Origin of the sequence: Paenibacillus brevis (assembly GCF_018919145.1) — a bacterium.
Classification (GTDB): Bacteria; Bacillota; Bacilli; order Paenibacillales; family Paenibacillaceae; genus Fontibacillus; species Fontibacillus brevis.
On sequence record NZ_JAHLQJ010000022.1, the window covers coordinates 17,218 to 33,872 of the forward strand.

At 49.2% G+C, this 16,655-nt stretch carries 12 protein-coding genes and 1 other annotated feature; all 12 genes read left to right on the forward strand.

Translation table 11 applies throughout. The annotated features are described in order from the left end of the window. Positions 1-53: 53 nt before the first annotated feature. The 12 genes from rplA to tuf all read left to right on the forward strand — a co-directional run bounded on the left by rplA (position 54) and on the right by tuf (position 16,574). Positions 54-746 (forward strand): 50S ribosomal protein L1, encoded by a 693-nt coding sequence (gene rplA / locus KQJ23_RS20060; protein ID WP_044482536.1) that lies wholly within the window; start codon positions 54-56, stop codon positions 744-746. Between the two features lie 80 nt (positions 747-826). After that, positions 827-974: a sequence feature (ribosomal protein L10 leader region), on the forward strand. Between the two features lie 35 nt (positions 975-1,009). Next, on the forward strand, positions 1,010-1,519 hold the full coding sequence (gene rplJ, locus KQJ23_RS20065) for a 50S ribosomal protein L10 (protein WP_044482535.1): 510 nt from the start codon (positions 1,010-1,012) through the stop codon (positions 1,517-1,519). Between the two features lie 61 nt (positions 1,520-1,580). Continuing rightward, on the forward strand, positions 1,581-1,946 hold the full coding sequence (gene rplL, locus KQJ23_RS20070) for a 50S ribosomal protein L7/L12 (RefSeq protein WP_216480736.1): 366 nt from the start codon (positions 1,581-1,583) through the stop codon (positions 1,944-1,946). Between the two features lie 309 nt (positions 1,947-2,255). Continuing rightward, positions 2,256-2,861, forward strand: coding sequence for a class I SAM-dependent methyltransferase (locus tag KQJ23_RS20075; RefSeq protein WP_216480737.1), 606 nt, complete (start codon positions 2,256-2,258; stop codon positions 2,859-2,861). 330 nt (positions 2,862-3,191) lie between these two features. After that, positions 3,192-6,737, forward strand: coding sequence for a DNA-directed RNA polymerase subunit beta (gene rpoB / locus KQJ23_RS20080; protein WP_216480738.1), 3,546 nt, complete (start codon positions 3,192-3,194; stop codon positions 6,735-6,737). Between the two features lie 93 nt (positions 6,738-6,830). Next, positions 6,831-10,445 carry a DNA-directed RNA polymerase subunit beta' gene (gene rpoC / locus KQJ23_RS20085; protein WP_216480739.1) on the forward strand — a complete coding sequence of 1,205 codons (3,615 nt, stop codon included), beginning with the start codon at positions 6,831-6,833 and terminating at the stop codon, positions 10,443-10,445. A gap of 182 nt (positions 10,446-10,627) precedes the next feature. Beyond that, a complete protein-coding gene (locus tag KQJ23_RS20090) occupies positions 10,628-11,704 on the forward strand; it encodes a GNAT family N-acetyltransferase (RefSeq protein ID WP_216480740.1) in 1,077 nt (358 codons plus the stop codon). A 97-nt stretch (positions 11,705-11,801) separates the two neighbouring features. Then, positions 11,802-12,053 carry a ribosomal L7Ae/L30e/S12e/Gadd45 family protein gene (locus KQJ23_RS20095; RefSeq protein WP_212943434.1) on the forward strand — a complete coding sequence of 84 codons (252 nt, stop codon included), beginning with the start codon at positions 11,802-11,804 and terminating at the stop codon, positions 12,051-12,053. 143 nt (positions 12,054-12,196) lie between these two features. Continuing rightward, positions 12,197-12,616, forward strand: coding sequence for a 30S ribosomal protein S12 (gene rpsL, locus KQJ23_RS20100; protein WP_009226633.1), 420 nt, complete (start codon positions 12,197-12,199; stop codon positions 12,614-12,616). A 73-nt stretch (positions 12,617-12,689) separates the two neighbouring features. After that, complete coding sequence (gene rpsG / locus KQJ23_RS20105; RefSeq protein ID WP_044482526.1) at positions 12,690-13,160, forward strand: 30S ribosomal protein S7; 471 nt, start codon at positions 12,690-12,692, stop codon at positions 13,158-13,160. 44 nt (positions 13,161-13,204) lie between these two features. Next, positions 13,205-15,283, forward strand: coding sequence for an elongation factor G (gene fusA / locus KQJ23_RS20110; protein WP_216480741.1), 2,079 nt, complete (start codon positions 13,205-13,207; stop codon positions 15,281-15,283). Between the two features lie 100 nt (positions 15,284-15,383). Continuing rightward, positions 15,384-16,574, forward strand: a complete 1,191-nt coding sequence (gene tuf, locus KQJ23_RS20115) for an elongation factor Tu (RefSeq protein ID WP_216480742.1) — start codon at positions 15,384-15,386, stop codon at positions 16,572-16,574. Positions 16,575-16,655: the final 81 nt, after the last annotated feature.

Below are 16,655 nucleotides of genomic sequence, written 5' to 3' on the forward strand. Positions count from 1 at the left end.
AGTTGCTCTGGTGGGAGGATATTCCGCTAATACCACAAAGGAGGACGAATTACATGGCTAAACACGGTAAGAAATACCTTGAAGCAGCCAAGCTGATCGACAGCGAAGCTACTTATGAGCCTGCCGAAGCCGTTGAACTGGTGAAAAAGGCAGCAACTGCAAAATTCGACGAAACCGTTGAAGCAGCAGTTCGTTTGGGCGTAGACCCTCGTAAGCAAGACCAAGCCGTTCGTGGTGTTGTTGTACTGCCGCATGGCACAGGTAAAACACAACGCGTTCTGGTATTCGCCAAAGGTGAAAAAGTGAAGGAAGCGGAAGCGGCCGGCGCTGATTACGTAGGCGACCAAGACATGATCAACAAAATCCAACAAGGCTGGTTCGAGTTCGATGTCTGCGTAGCAACACCGGACATGATGAGCGAAGTTGGTAAACTGGGCCGTCTGCTCGGTGGTAAGGGCCTCATGCCTAACCCTAAAGCAGGTACAGTTACGTTTGACGTAGCTAAGGCTGTTCAAGAAATCAAAGCAGGTAAAATTGAGTACCGTCTGGACAAGGCTGGACAAATTCATGCGCCAATCGGCAAAGTATCCTTTACTGCCGAGCAACTGAATGAGAACCTGAAGTCTCTCATCGACGCATTGAATCGTGCAAAACCAGCAGCTGCGAAGGGCGTATACTTGAAGAACATTGCGATTTCTTCGACAATGGGTCCTAGCGCTCGTGTTAACACTGCAGTTTACAAATAATACCGCTTGAAAGAGCAGGTTAGGGGATTGACAAAGTTTTGGAATCCCTGTAAACTGAACAAGTTGTTTAATACGACAAATTCATTTGAATATGATAACCGTAGACAGTAGGTGCCGATGGCTTAATTTCCTACCGAGGTGTTGTGATAGAATATCTGTTGATTGCAGTGTTGCAATTAATGATTCTTCAGGCCTTCGTGATTCTGCGGAGGCTTTTTTCATGACATGAAGAAAGCCGGGAAATCTATCAGGAGGTGTACAGGTTGGCAAACGCTAAAGTGATTCAAGCAAAACAAGAAGCCGTTGACGTTGTAACTGCTAAGCTGCGCGAGAGCGCAACGACTGTAGTAGCAGACTATCGCGGTCTGAATGTTTCCCAAGTGACCGAACTGCGTAAGCAGCTTCGTGAAGCTGGCGTAGAATTCCAAGTGCTGAAGAACACGCTCGTTCGCCGCGCAACTGCAGCCGCGGAACTTACCGAGCTGGATGAAGTGCTTGCAGGTCCTACGGCCATTGCATTCAGCGCGACAGACGCAGTAGCTCCAGCTAAAATTCTGAGCGATTTCGCGAAGAAGAATGAAGCTTTGGAAATTAAAGGTGGCGTGGTTGAAGGCCGTGTAGTCGGTGTTGACCAAATCAAGGCACTGGCGGATCTTCCTTCCCGCGAAGGTCTCCTTTCGATGCTCCTCAGCGTGCTTCAAGCTCCAGTCCGCAACTTGGCACTGGCAGTCAAAGCCGTTGCAGAGAAAGAAGAAGGCAGCGCAAGCGCATAAGCTTGCCTTGCTGACAGCAGTTTAAACTATTAATCAAATTCAAAATAACGGAGGTTCTATCATGAGTAAAGAGAGCATTTTGGAAGCCATTAAAGCGATGACCGTTCTTGAACTGAACGATCTCGTGAAAGCAATCGAAGAAGAATTCGGCGTAACTGCAGCAGCTCCAGTAGTTGTAGCAGGTGGCGGCGGCGGCGCAGAAGCAGCTGCTGAGCAATCCGAATTTGACGTAATCCTGACTAACGCAGGCGCGTCCAAGATCAACGTTATCAAAGTAGTTCGTGAAATCACTGGTCTGGGCTTGAAAGAAGCAAAAGACCTGGTTGACAACGCTCCGAAGCCACTGAAAGAAAAAGTTGCTAAGGAAGAAGCAGAAGCAGTAAAAGCTAAATTGGAAGAAGCAGGCGCAAGTGTAGAAGTAAAATAATTCTTCTATATGAAGGCAAACCCCTTGAATTTATTCAAGGGGTTTGTTTGTAAGTGCGAGTTCAAAAAGTCAGCTTTTCAGTACTGATAAGGTTGCGAGAACCTGAAGAAGGAGGAACGGAGTGTAGGCAAGACCTACAAGAGCGAAATGCTTCCAAAGGAAGCATACCTCGTAAGCATCCGTTCGGACTTCGAGGGTGAACGCAAGATTCGATGCCGAATCAACCGCTCGGTATACTTCGTGATCAAAAGAGGACTTTTTTGAATAACTTCTATAAGTACTAATGACAAGATGGAGGGTTCATTATCGATGCCTGACCATTACTATACCAATAATCCTTCTGCCTCTCATGATCGTAAATTATGGGATACGGTGCTTCGGGGACAAACCTATCGATTCGTCAGTGATGCCGGAGTCTTTTCCAAGAATGGCGTTGATTACGGTAGTAGGGTATTGATTGAAGCAATCGATGTTCCTTCGGGAGCGAGCGTGCTTGATGTCGGCTGCGGTTACGGTCCGATCGGCCTGACGGCAGCACAGCTGACCGGAGAGAGCGGCCATGTGACTATGATTGATGTGAACAGCCGGGCAGTGGAATTGGCGCGTGAAAATGCTGCGGTTAATGGAATAACCAACGTTACAATTCTACAGAGTGATCTGTTTGAGGGATTAGGTCAAGAGCGGTTTCATATGGTGCTTACAAATCCGCCTATCCGCGCAGGAAAGAGTACGGTGCATGCTATTTTTGAGGGGGCTTATGAAAGACTTCTGCCTGGAGGAACGCTGTGGATTGTTATTCAGAAGAAGCAGGGCGCTCCATCTGCCAAGGAGAAGCTGGAGTCTTTGTTCGGTGACGTAGAAGAGGTTACCAAGGATAAAGGCTACCGGATTTTCAAAGCTGAAAAAAAGATTTGACCCGGCCTCTCGGTTGTGGTATTATTATAAAATGTCAGTATTAGGATACTCTCGGTGGCTTTAGCAGACTGAAATGTCAAGAGTTATATTCTCAGGATGTATAAATAGACATCAATTGACGTATAATATGTACATTTCGTGTAAATCTACTGAATGCCGGGAGACATCAGACTGGAAATGACACAGATAATGGTGCTCTTTTTTCGAAAGCATTCGATAAGGGCTTTTCTTTATTTGTGGGACGAATCTTCTGTATGGTCTATTATAAGGTCACAAACAGAGGTTCGCAATGTATTTTTAAAGTGAGTAGACATGAGGGGTGAGTATAAGTTGGCAGGACATCTTGTTCAATATGGTCGACGCACTCGGCGAAGTTATGCACGAATTAACGAGGTACTCGAAGTTCCGAACCTGATCGAAATCCAGCAGAAATCGTATGAGTGGTTCTTGGAAGAAGGCCTTCGGGAAATGTTCCAAGATATCTCGCCAATTCAGGATTTCACTGGTAATCTGGTGCTGGAGTTCATCGATTACAGTCTTGGAGAGCCAAAGTATACGGTAGATGATGCGAAAGAACGCGATGTTACCTATGCGGCGCCGCTTCGAGTTAAGGTCCGGCTCATTAATAAGGAAACGGGCGAAGTCAAAGAGCAGGAAGTTTTCATGGGAGATTTCCCGCTGATGACGGAAACAGGCACGTTCATTATTAATGGTGCTGAACGGGTTATTGTCAGCCAGTTGGTTCGCTCTCCTAGCGTCTATTTCAGCACTAAAGTAGATAAGAACGGCAAGAAGACCTATACAGCAACCGTAATTCCTAACCGTGGCGCTTGGCTGGAGCTGGAGACGGACGCGAAGGATATTATTTATGTCCGGATCGATCGTACTCGTAAAATTCCGGTCACCGTTCTGCTTCGTGCGCTTGGATTCGGAACCGATGCGGAGATTCTTGATCTCCTCGGTAATGATGAATATATTCGCAATACGCTGGACAAAGACAACACCGATTCAACGGAAAAGGCTCTGATTGAAATCTATGAGCGCCTGCGTCCGGGTGAGCCGCCGACACTGGACAACGCCAAGAGCTTGCTTGTCGCGCGTTTCTTTGATCCTAAACGCTATGATTTGGCTAATGTAGGCCGCTACAAAATCAACAAGAAGCTTCATATCAAGAACCGTCTGTTCAACCAACGTCTGGCTGAAAGCTTGATCGATACGGCTACTGGCGAAATTATCGCCGAAGCTGGTCAAATGGTCGATCGGCGTTTGCTCGATCAAATTTTGACGCAGCTGGATACTTCGGTTGGCTTCAAGGATTATCACGTAGCCGGTGGAGTGCTTGATGCGAATGAAGTTCCATTACAAACCATCGACGTGTTCTCACCGATTGAGGATGGCAAAGTTGTTAAGGTCATTGCTAACCGGAATATCGACAAGTCGGTGAAGCATATTACACCTGCCGATATTATTTCCTCGATCAGTTATTTCCTGAACCTCTTGCATGGCATTGGCAGCACGGATGATATCGACCACCTGGGTAACCGTAGACTGCGCTCTGTAGGTGAACTTCTGCAGAACCAGTTCCGTATCGGTCTGTCCCGGATGGAGCGTGTAGTCCGTGAGAGAATGTCCATTCAGGATGCGAATGTGATCACGCCTCAAGCCCTGATCAATATTCGTCCGGTCATTGCTTCGATTAAGGAGTTCTTCGGAAGCTCCCAGTTGTCACAGTTTATGGACCAGACGAACCCGCTAGCAGAATTGACGCATAAGCGTCGTCTGTCTGCACTCGGCCCTGGCGGTCTGACGCGGGAGCGCGCAGGCTTTGAAGTGCGTGACGTTCACCACTCTCACTATGGCCGGATGTGTCCGATCGAGACGCCGGAAGGTCCGAATATCGGTCTGATCAACTCCCTCTCGACATTCGCGCGCATCAACGAGTATGGCTTCATTGAAGCTCCATATCGTTGGGTTGACCCGAATACGAGCAAGGTTACGGATCAAATCGCTTACCTGACGGCAGATGAAGAAGATAATTACATTATTGCACAGGCCAATGCGGTGCTTAATGAAGATGATACGTTCCGTGACGAGAATGTCATCGTCCGGTACAACAAGCAGTCCGACAACATCTTGACGATGCCGAGCGACCGTGTGGACTACATGGACGTATCGCCGAAGCAAGTAGTGTCTGTCGCTACAGCGCTGATTCCATTCTTGGAAAATGACGACTCCAACCGCGCGCTCATGGGATCGAACATGCAGCGTCAGGCTGTACCGTTGCTTATTCCTAAGGCGCCTCTCGTAGGTACCGGTATGGAGCACAAGTCGGCCAAGGATTCAGGCGTATGTATTGTCTCCAAATACGACGGAATCATCGAACGTTCCGCTGCGAACGAAATTTGGCTGCGCCGTGTAGAGACGATCGACGGCAAGGAAGTCAAGGGCGATATCGTTAAACATAAATTACACAAATTTATGCGTTCGAACCAAGGTACTTGCATCAACCAGCGTCCGATTGTCAAGCGCGGTGATGTCATCAAGAAGGGAGATATCCTCGCGGACGGGCCTTCGACCGAAATGGGCGAATTGGCGCTTGGACGTAACGTTGTCGTTGCCTTCATGACTTGGGAAGGCTACAACTACGAGGATGCGATCCTACTCAGCGAGAAGCTGGTGAAGGAAGATGTATATACCTCCATTCACATTGAGGAATATGAATCCGAAGCCCGCGATACGAAGCTTGGACCGGAAGAGATTACCCGCGATATTCCTAACGTCGGTGAAGAAGCGCTCCGCAACCTGGATGAGCGCGGTATTATCCGCGTTGGGGCCGAGATCGCAGCCGGTGATATTCTTGTGGGTAAGGTAACGCCGAAGGGCGTAACCGAGCTTACAGCAGAAGAGCGCCTCTTGCATGCGATCTTCGGAGAGAAGGCTCGCGAGGTTCGCGATACTTCGCTGCGCGTACCGCACGGTACAGATGGTATTGTCGTGGACGTGAAGGTATTTACCCGGGAGAACGGTGATGAGCTGCCTCCAGGTGTAAACCAACTGGTTCGTGTATATATTGCCCAAAAACGTAAAATTTCCGAGGGCGATAAGATGGCCGGACGTCATGGTAATAAAGGGGTCGTAGCCCGTATTCTTCCAGAAGAGGATATGCCGTTCATGCCGGATGGCACGCCTGTACAAGTCGTTCTTAACCCGCTCGGGGTACCGTCGCGGATGAACATTGGTCAGGTACTGGAGATTCATCTGGGGATGGCTGCACTCAAGCTCGGTATTCACGTGGCAACGCCTGTATTTGACGGTGCTAGTGAATATGACGTATTCGATACCATGGAAGAAGCCGGCATGCAGCGCAATGGTAAGACCGTCCTGTATGATGGCCGGACTGGCGAACCATTTGAGCGTGAAGTGACGGTTGGCGTCATGCACATGATCAAACTGGCGCACATGGTTGACGATAAGATCCATGCCCGTTCCACAGGTCCTTACTCGCTCGTTACGCAACAGCCGTTGGGTGGTAAAGCCCAATTCGGTGGACAGCGTTTCGGGGAGATGGAAGTATGGGCGCTGGAAGCCTATGGCGCGGCCTACACGCTGCAAGAGATTTTGACCGTCAAATCCGATGACGTGGTTGGTCGGGTGAAAACCTACGAATCGATCGTCAAGGGTGAGAATGTGCCAGAACCTGGTGTGCCGGAGTCGTTTAAAGTCTTGATCAAGGAGCTTCAAAGCTTGGGTATGGATGTGAAGATCCTGACCGAGAACGAAGAAGAGATCGAGATGAAAGAGATCGACGATGAAGACGATGCGTCCGGAGACAAGCTGAGCTTGAATCTGGAAGGTGCTGAAGTCGGAGTAGAATAAATAGTTGTGGCGGGTGGTGTCCCAGGCACCGCCCGAACAACGAATATTGCCGGATAGTGTCAATATCAGGACTTGGTTAAGGAGGGATGCTCCTTGTTGGATGTCAACAACTTCGAGTATATGAAAATCGGGCTTGCTTCCCCAGATAAAATTCGTTCTTGGTCCCGCGGAGAAGTGAAGAAACCGGAAACGATCAACTACCGTACATTGAAGCCAGAAAAAGAAGGCCTGTTCTGTGAAAAGATTTTTGGCCCGACAAAAGACTGGGAATGTCATTGCGGTAAATATAAGCGTGTCCGTTATAAAGGCGTTGTCTGCGACCGCTGCGGCGTCGAAGTAACCAGAGCAAAGGTGCGCCGTGAGCGCATGGGCCATATCGAACTGGCTGCTCCGGTATCTCATATTTGGTATTTCAAAGGTATTCCGAGCCGGATGGGCTTGGCGCTGGATATGTCTCCGCGCTCCCTGGAAGAGATCATTTACTTTGCATCTTATGTAGTAACTGATCCAGGCGAGACTCCGCTGGAGAAAAAACAGCTTCTGTCCGAGAAGGAATATCGCAGTTATCGTGAAAAGTACGGATACGGGTTCCAGGCCGGTATGGGTGCTGAAGCTGTGAAGAAGCTGCTTCAGGATCTCGATATCGACAAGGAACTGGACTTCCTGAAGGAAGAACTGCGCACGGCGCAAGGCCAACGCCGTAACCGTGCGATTAAACGTCTTGAGGTTATCGAAGCTTTCAAGAGCTCCGGCAATGAGCCGGAGTGGATGATCCTTGACGTATTGCCTGTTATTCCGCCGGAATTGCGTCCGATGGTACAGCTGGATGGCGGACGTTTTGCGACATCTGACCTGAATGACCTGTATCGCCGCGTAATCAACCGGAACAACCGTTTGAAGCGCCTGCTGGATCTTGGTGCGCCAGACATTATCGTACAGAATGAAAAGCGGATGCTTCAGGAAGCTGTAGATGCCCTGATCGATAACGGCCGCCGCGGTCGTCCGGTAACGGGTCCAGGCAACCGTCCGCTGAAATCCCTCAGCCATATGCTGAAGGGTAAGCAAGGCCGCTTCCGGCAGAACCTGCTCGGTAAACGGGTCGACTATTCCGGTCGTTCCGTTATCGTCGTAGGTCCTTACCTGAAAATGTATCAATGCGGTCTGCCTAAGGAAATGGCGCTTGAATTGTTCAAGCCATTCGTTATGAAAGAATTGGTCAATAAAGGCCTTGCCCATAACATTAAGAGCGCGAAGCGCAAAGTGGAACGCGTCAGCCCAGAGGTATGGGATGTGCTCGAGGAAGTCATCAAGGAGCATCCGGTGCTTCTGAACCGTGCCCCTACGTTGCACAGACTTGGTATTCAGGCGTTCGAACCGATTCTGGTTGAAGGCCGCGCCATCCGTCTGCATCCGCTCGTATGTACGGCTTATAACGCCGACTTCGACGGTGACCAGATGGCCGTGCACGTACCGTTGTCCGCTGAGGCCCAGGCTGAGGCGCGTATCCTGATGCTGGCATCGGGTAACATTCTGAATCCGAAGGACGGCAAACCGGTCGTTACTCCTTCACAGGATATGGTTCTTGGATCTTACTACCTGACGATGGATAACAAGGACGCTCTTGGCGCAGGCATGATCCTGGGCTCTGTGAACGAAGCCTTCTCCGCATACCAACGCGGAACGGCATCGCTGCATGCTCGGGTGGCTATTCCGGCCAAGGCTCTTAACAAGACGGGCTTTACTCCGGAACAACAGGAAGCACTCTTGATTACAACGGTAGGGAAAATTATCTTCAACGAAATCTTCCCGGCAAGCTTCCCGTACATCAATGAACCTACCCGGGTTAACCTGTTCCAAGGTACTCCGGATAAATACTTTATTCATGGCAAAGGCGCTAATGTTGCCGAGCGCATTATGGATGCTCCGCAAGCTGGCGGCGTGGGTAAAGAATACCTCGGCGAGATTATCGGACGTTGCTTCGAGATCTACCATACAACCGAGACTTCCGTTATTCTCGACAGAATCAAACAAACCGGCTTCACGTATTCGACACGTGCCGGCGTTAGTATCGCCGTATCTGACGTTATCGTTCCTGACGAGAAGCAAGAGATTCTGCGCCAGTCTGATGAGAAGGTTCAAGTTATTACGACTCAATACCGTCGCGGTCTGATCACGAATGAAGAACGTTATGACCGTGTTATCGATATCTGGTCTAAAGCGAAGGATCAAATTACCGAAGTGCTCATGAAATCAATGGATAGATACAACTCCATCATGCTCATGGTGGATTCCAAGGCACGGGGTAACAAATCGCAGATCACCCAGCTGGGCGGTATGCGCGGTCTGATGGCGAACCCATCCGGCCGGATCATCGAGCTCCCGATCAAATCGAACTTCCGTGAAGGACTTACCGTCCTCGAGTACTTCCTATCGACGCACGGTGCCCGGAAGGGTCTTGCCGATACGGCGCTCCGGACTGCGGACTCGGGTTACTTGACTCGCCGTCTCGTTGACGTAGCGCAAGACGTGATCGTTCGTGAAGAGGATTGCGGAACGGATAAAGGCTTCACCGTCAGCGTTATCCAAGACGGCAAAGAGGTTATCGAGGATCTGTACGACCGTATCGAAGGACGTTATTCCTTTGAAACGATCAAGCATCCGAAGACAGGTGAAATCATAATTCACCGCAATGAACTGATCGACTCCGACAAAGCGCATGAAATTGTCGATGCTGGTATCGCAAAACTGCAAATCCGTTCTGTGCTTAGCTGCCGTGCTCGTCACGGGGTATGTAAGAAATGCTACGGCCGCAACCTGGCTACCGGCAAGCACGTTGAGATTGGTGAAGCTGTCGGTATCATCGCAGCGCAATCCATCGGGGAGCCGGGAACCCAGCTTACAATGCGTACGTTCCATACCGGGGGCGTTGCCGGAGACGATATCACTCAAGGTTTGCCGCGGATTCAGGAGCTCTTTGAAGCCCGGAACCCGAAGGGTCAAGCCACAATCAGTGAAATCGACGGCGTCATTAAGGAAATCCGTGAAGCGAAGGACCGTCGCGAAATCGAGGTTCAAGGCGAAGCGGAGACGAAGGTGTACTCCGTTACCTATGGTTCCCGCCTGCGCGTAAGCGAAGGACAGGAAATCGAAGCGGGCGACGAGCTCACTGACGGTTCTATTGACCCGAAAGAAATTTTGCGCATCAAGGGCATCCGCGGCGTGCAGAACTACATCCTCCAGGAAGTTCAGCGCGTATACCGGAACCAGGGCGTAGAAATCAACGACAAGCATATCGAAGTTATGGTACGGCAAATGCTGCGTAAAATCCGTATCGTCGATGCTGGGGACACGCCGCTTCTGCCGGGATCCTTCGTCGATCTGTATGAATATGAAGTTGCTAACAAGGATGCGATTCTGTCCGGACAAGAGCCTGCTGTGGCCAAACCGGTATTGCTCGGGATTACCAAAGCTTCGCTCGAGACAGATTCCTTCCTCTCCGCCGCTTCCTTCCAGGAAACGACACGCGTGCTTACCGATGCCGCAATCAAAGGCAAAGTGGATAAACTGCTCGGCCTTAAAGAGAACGTCATTATTGGTAAGTTGATCCCTGCGGGTACGGGTATGAACCGCTATCGCAGCGTTCAATTCGAAGGTCCAGAGGATCAGGAGACAAATGAAGAGAATCTGGAACCTGTGTCCGTCGAGTAGGTAACAGAATATAGCCGGCATAGCCTGACTTGAGTCAGTGCTATGCCGGCTTTTTTTATATGGAATTTCAGCAATAGGGAGCATTGTTATCTGGAATGGCCAGGCTCAAAGAGGAATATGCTTTTCTAAGCAGAATTAATAGATGGGATCATGTGAATTATTGATCAAGGAGGAGTGAAGTCATGACATTGTCAATAACCCTTTCAGAGAATAAATCAGCAACGCAGATCCGGATCATGAGGGAAGATGAAGCCAAGACTGTTCAGCGATTAGGCAGACAAGCCTTCAGCAGCTTAGAGAGCCTATTCATATCGCCGCCTAAAGAAGCTATAGTTGCGGTCGAAGGAGAAAAGATTATCGGTGCTGTTATCTTGAAGCTTCTAAAAGGGGAGCAAGGGGTGTTGATTGGCGACTTCAGTGCCGGATTTGTTGATCCTGCCTGTAGGGGAAGAGGAATAGCAAGCCAGTTGTACAAAGCAGCAACAAAACGATTTTGGGAACTGGGCTGTACCTTTATCACGGCGCAAGTGAAGGATGAAAATACTGGATCCTGGCGAGCGCTTGAGAAAAACGGGTTTGCGAGAGTCACCTATATGGAATTGCGGAGATTGTCAGGAGTAAGAGGGCTAGTGTCCGTGTTAAAATCTTCGCCGACAGCTTTTGCTTATGGCATGGATTTATATTTGGCTGCAAAGACGGTACCGGTCAAGAAAAAGGCAGACTCCAGCGTATTGCAGATCGCCGCTTACATACTTCTAAATCTGATCATGGTTTGCACAGCGTTATTGCTAAACAGGCAGCTTCATCTGGGCTGGTTCTTGCTCGCTTATGGGGCATTACTGATAGGAGAGCTTCTTTTTACCCGGATTGGGTTGGTCTCGGAGCACCGATGGAACTTTCGTCTGACAAACTGCGGATTTCTAATTCCCTTGCTAGTGCCGCTTCTCGGCGCAGCCTTTCCTATGCAAGGCAATTGGATTCCCGAGAAATACGAGAATACCTCCAGGTTTCGGTGGATCTTGGGCGGTGGTGCCGTCCTGGGCTGGATTTATCTGCTCCTGACCGTTGCCCTGTCCAAGTGGGTGTGGACGGATTTGGAGTTCACCTCATACCTGTATCGGCTAGGCAGTATTTTATTGATATATAAACTGCTTCCGGTATATCCATTCGAAGGGCTCGGAGCGGCGAGAGTATTCCGAATGAACAAGCTCGTCTATGGGACAATGGCTATCGCGACGTTGATACTTCTGATTGTGTAGAAGAGATTCAATTATATCTTGACATCGCCTATCCGGAGTGATAATATATCAAAGTGCGTGAGTTCGGGTGTACCCTGTGCTTTGGAGGACAATGCGTATGTCTAATGATAAAGGACTACAGGATGCTCATATCAAGATCGGCACTAAGCAGACGATGCGAATGGTCGAGCTTGGTCTCGCCGAAGAAGTATATGTAGCAGAAGATGCAGATCCGCGCCTGACATCGAAGATCATTGCGCTTTGTAATCAGCGAGGCGTCAAGCTGACGCTGGTGGATACGATGCACAATCTCGGCAAGGCTTGCGGGATTGAGGTCGGAGCGGCAATGGCGGCAATCGTAAAACCATAGTTTAAAGAACTGTTTTTGCAGCAAGGGGTCTATCCCTCTGGCAAAAACTTTTCATTTGTTCTTTTATGAACCGCCTGGGTCTGTGGGCTTAAAAAAGTGGTTTATAAGGAAACATGAATATTGAGGAAGGGGGTGGCAACAACATGCCAACAATTAACCAGCTCGTCCGTAAAGGACGTCAAGACAAAGTGTACAAATCCAAGTCGCCAGCATTGCAAAGAGGTTTTAACGCCTTGAAGCGTGAGGCTACTGATCTGAGCTCCCCGCAAAAACGCGGTGTGTGCACACGTGTAGGTACAATGACTCCTAAGAAACCGAACTCCGCACTTCGTAAATATGCCCGTGTTCGCTTGACGAACCGTGTAGAGGTGACGGCTTACATTCCAGGTATCGGTCATAACCTGCAAGAGCACAGCGTTGTATTGATTCGCGGTGGCCGGGTCAAGGACCTTCCAGGGGTACGTTATCATATCGTACGCGGAGCACTTGATACAGCAGGCGTTAACAACCGTATGCAAGCTCGTTCGAAATACGGTGCTAAGCGTCCTAAAGCCAAGAAATAAAATCCTAAGCTAATGCCAACATTAGTTTATTGAACCGAACAAGGTTTGGATTATTACTGAAAGGGGGATAACTATGCCACGCAAAGGTCCAGTTACGAAGAGAGATGTGTTGCCAGATCCGGTGTATAACAGCAAGCTTGTTACTCGTCTGATCAACCGCATCATGCTCGACGGTAAACGTGGAGTTGCTCAAAGCATTCTGTATAATGCGTTCAACCTGATTCAAGAACGTACTGGGAATGACCCTATGGAAGTATTTGAAGCAGCTTTGAAAAATATCATGCCTGTATTGGAAGTTAAGGCTCGTCGTGTGGGCGGTGCCAACTACCAAGTGCCTATCGAAGTAAAACCGGAAAGACGTACATCCTTGGGATTACGTTGGCTCGTGAACTACTCCCGCAACCGCGGTGAGAAGACGATGGAAGAGCGTTTGGCTGCTGAGATCATCGATGCATCCAACAACACAGGCGCTTCTGTTAAGAAACGCGAAGATACGCACAAAATGGCCGAAGCGAACAAAGCGTTCGCACACTACCGCTGGTAGGATTCGGATCAACTTATTAAAATATTTTGAAGGGAGACTAATTCATGACAAGAGAGTTCTCCTTGAAAAATACACGTAACATCGGGATCATGGCGCATATTGACGCCGGTAAGACAACTACAACGGAACGTATTTTGTTCTATACAGGCATTACGCACAAAATCGGGGAAGTTCACGAGGGTGCTGCAACAATGGACTGGATGGAGCAAGAGCAGGAGCGCGGGATTACAATTACATCCGCTGCTACTACCGCTTCCTGGAAGGGTCACCGCGTAAATATCATCGATACCCCGGGGCACGTTGACTTCACTGTAGAAGTTGAACGTTCCCTACGTGTATTGGACGGGGCAGTAGGCGTTTTCAGTGCGAAGGAAGGCGTTGAGCCTCAGTCAGAGACTGTTTGGAGACAGGCTGACAAATATAGCGTTCCTCGGATCGCTTATGTAAATAAAATGGATATCATCGGTGCGGACTACCTGAACGTTGTCAATGATATGCGCGAGCGTCTGCAAGCGAACGCAGTTGCAATCCAACTGCCGATCGGTGCGGAAAGCGACTTTGTCGGTATTATCGACATTGTTGAGCAAAAAGCGTATATGTACAAAGACGACTTGGGTCAAAACATCGAAGAAACCGAAATTCCTGCCGAGTACCAAGCGAAGGTTGAAGAACTTCGTGCGGAGCTGGTAGAAAAGGTTGCAGAGCTTGACGAAGAATTAACAATGAAATACCTTGAAGGTGAAGAAATCACTGTTAGTGAACTGAAAGCAGCCCTTCGTAAAGGTGTAGTAGATGTTAAGATCTTCCCTGTAGTCTGTGGTTCTTCTTACCGTAATAAAGGGATCCAGCTTGTATTGGACGCTGTTGTAGATTATCTGCCGGCTCCAATCGACATTCCAAGCATCAAGGGTCATCTGGAAGATGGTTCCGAAATTGAGCGTCATTCCTCTGATGAAGAGCCATTCTCCGCGCTTGCATTTAAGATTATGACTGACCCTTACGTGGGTAAGCTGACGTTCTTCCGCGTGTACTCCGGTATTTTGCAATCCGGTTCGTATGTGCTGAATGCAACAAAAGGCAAGCGTGAGCGGATCGGACGTATTCTGCAAATGCACGCCAACAGCCGTAAAGAAATCACCGAAGTTTATTCGGGCGATATCGCAGCAGCTGTAGGTTTGAAAGATACGGGAACAGGTGATACACTGTGTGATGAGAAGGCTCCGGTTATTCTCGAATCCATGAACTTCCCTGATCCGGTTATCGAAATCGCAGTTGAACCTAAGACAAAAGCTGACCAGGACAAAATGGGCGTTGCCCTCGGCAAGCTGACTGAAGAAGATCCTACGCTTCGTGCTCATACGGATGAAGAAACTGGCCAGACGATCCTTGCAGGTATGGGTGAGCTTCACCTGGATATCATCATCGACCGTATGCGCCGTGAATTCAAGGTTGAGACAAATGTAGGTAAACCTCAGGTTGCTTATCGTGAAACGTTCAAGGCTCCTGCACGCGTTGAAGGTAAATTCGTGCGTCAATCCGGTGGTCGTGGTCAATACGGTCACGTATGGGTTGAATTTGAACCATTGGAAGCAGGAAGCGGCAACCAGTTCGAAAGTAAGATCGTCGGCGGTTCCGTACCAAGAGAGTATATTGCTCCTGCACAACAAGGTATCGAAGAAGCAATGAAGAACGGTGTCCTTGCAGGCTTCCCATTGGTAGACGTTAAGGCGACCATCGTTGATGGTTCCTACCATGACGTTGACTCCAGTGAAATGGCGTTTAAGATTGCCGGTTCCATGGCGCTTAAAGCTGCTAAGGAAAAGTGCCAAGCTGTATTGCTTGAGCCGATCATGAAGGTTGAAGTAACGGTTCCCGAGGAGTACATGGGTGACGTTATGGGTATGCTGAACTCCCGCCGTGGACGGATCGAAGGTATGGATTCCCGTGGTGGCGCTCAAATTATCCGTGCGAAGGTGCCTCTCTCCGAAATGTTCGGTTACTCGACGACTCTGCGCTCCGGTACACAAGGACGCGGCGTATTCTCGATGGAGCTGTCTCACTATGAAGAAGTTCCTAGAACCATCGCCGAGGAAATTGTGTCCAAGCACAAAGGCGGAGAATAATATTAGTATCTGCTGACCGGGGGCTTGATCTTCTTAAGGGGCTCCGGCTCCCTGGTTAGTCCAACATAACAATCCATATTTTAAGGAGGAAATGTTTAAAATGGCAAAGGCTAAATACGAACGTACAAAACCGCATGTTAACATCGGTACAATCGGTCACGTTGACCATGGTAAAACTACTCTGACTGCAGCCATTACGACTGTATTGTCTAAAACTTACGGCGGTGCTGCTATCGCATTCGACCAAATCGACAAAGCTCCAGAAGAACGCGAACGCGGTATCACAATTTCTACTTCCCACGTAGAATACGAATCCGCTAACCGTCACTATGCACACGTTGACTGCCCAGGACACGCCGACTATGTTAAAAACATGATCACGGGTGCTGCTCAAATGGACGGCGCAATCCTGGTTGTATCCGCAGCTGACGGCCCAATGCCGCAAACTCGCGAGCACATCCTGTTGTCCCGTAACGTAGGCGTTCCTTACATCGTTGTATTCTTGAACAAATGCGACATGGTTGAAGACGCTGAACTGATCGAACTCGTTGAAATGGAAGTTCGCGACCTGCTTAACGAATATGAGTTCCCTGGTGATGACACTCCAATCATCCACGGTTCCGCTCGTGAAGCTCTTCAAAACCCTGATGGCGATTGGGCTAAGAAAATCGTTGAAATGTTCGAAATCATCGACGAGTACATTCCTCTTCCAGAGCGTCCAGTGGACAAACCGTTCCTGATGCCTGTCGAAGACGTGTTCTCCATCACTGGCCGTGGTACAGTTGCTACTGGTCGTGTAGAACGCGGTACTGTTAAAGTCGGCGATGAAATCGAAATCGTTGGTATCAAGGAAGAAACTAAGAAATCCGTCGTTACAGGCGTTGAAATGTTCCGTAAATTGCTCGATTCCGCTCAAGCGGGCGACAACATCGGCGCATTGCTCCGCGGTGTAGACCGTAACCAAATCGAGCGCGGTCAAGTATTGGCTAAGCCAGCTTCCGTTAATCCGCATACTGAGTTCTCCGCTCAAGTATACGTATTGACTAAAGAAGAAGGTGGCCGTCATAAGCCTTTCTTCACGGGCTACCGTCCACAATTCTATTTCCGTACAACTGACGTAACAGGTGTTATCAACCTGCCTGAAGGTACTGAAATGGTTATGCCTGGCGACAACATCGAAGTTACAGTACAACTGATCAACCCAATCGCGATCGAAGAGGGAACTCGCTTCTCCATTCGTGAAGGCGGACGTACAGTTGGATCTGGCGCCGTTGTTACCATCAGCAAATAATAAGGTTCTCAGAGCCTGCAATAAAAAGCACAACTCGCCTTTATAAGCGGGTTGTGCTTTTTTAATTCGATTTGGTATAAG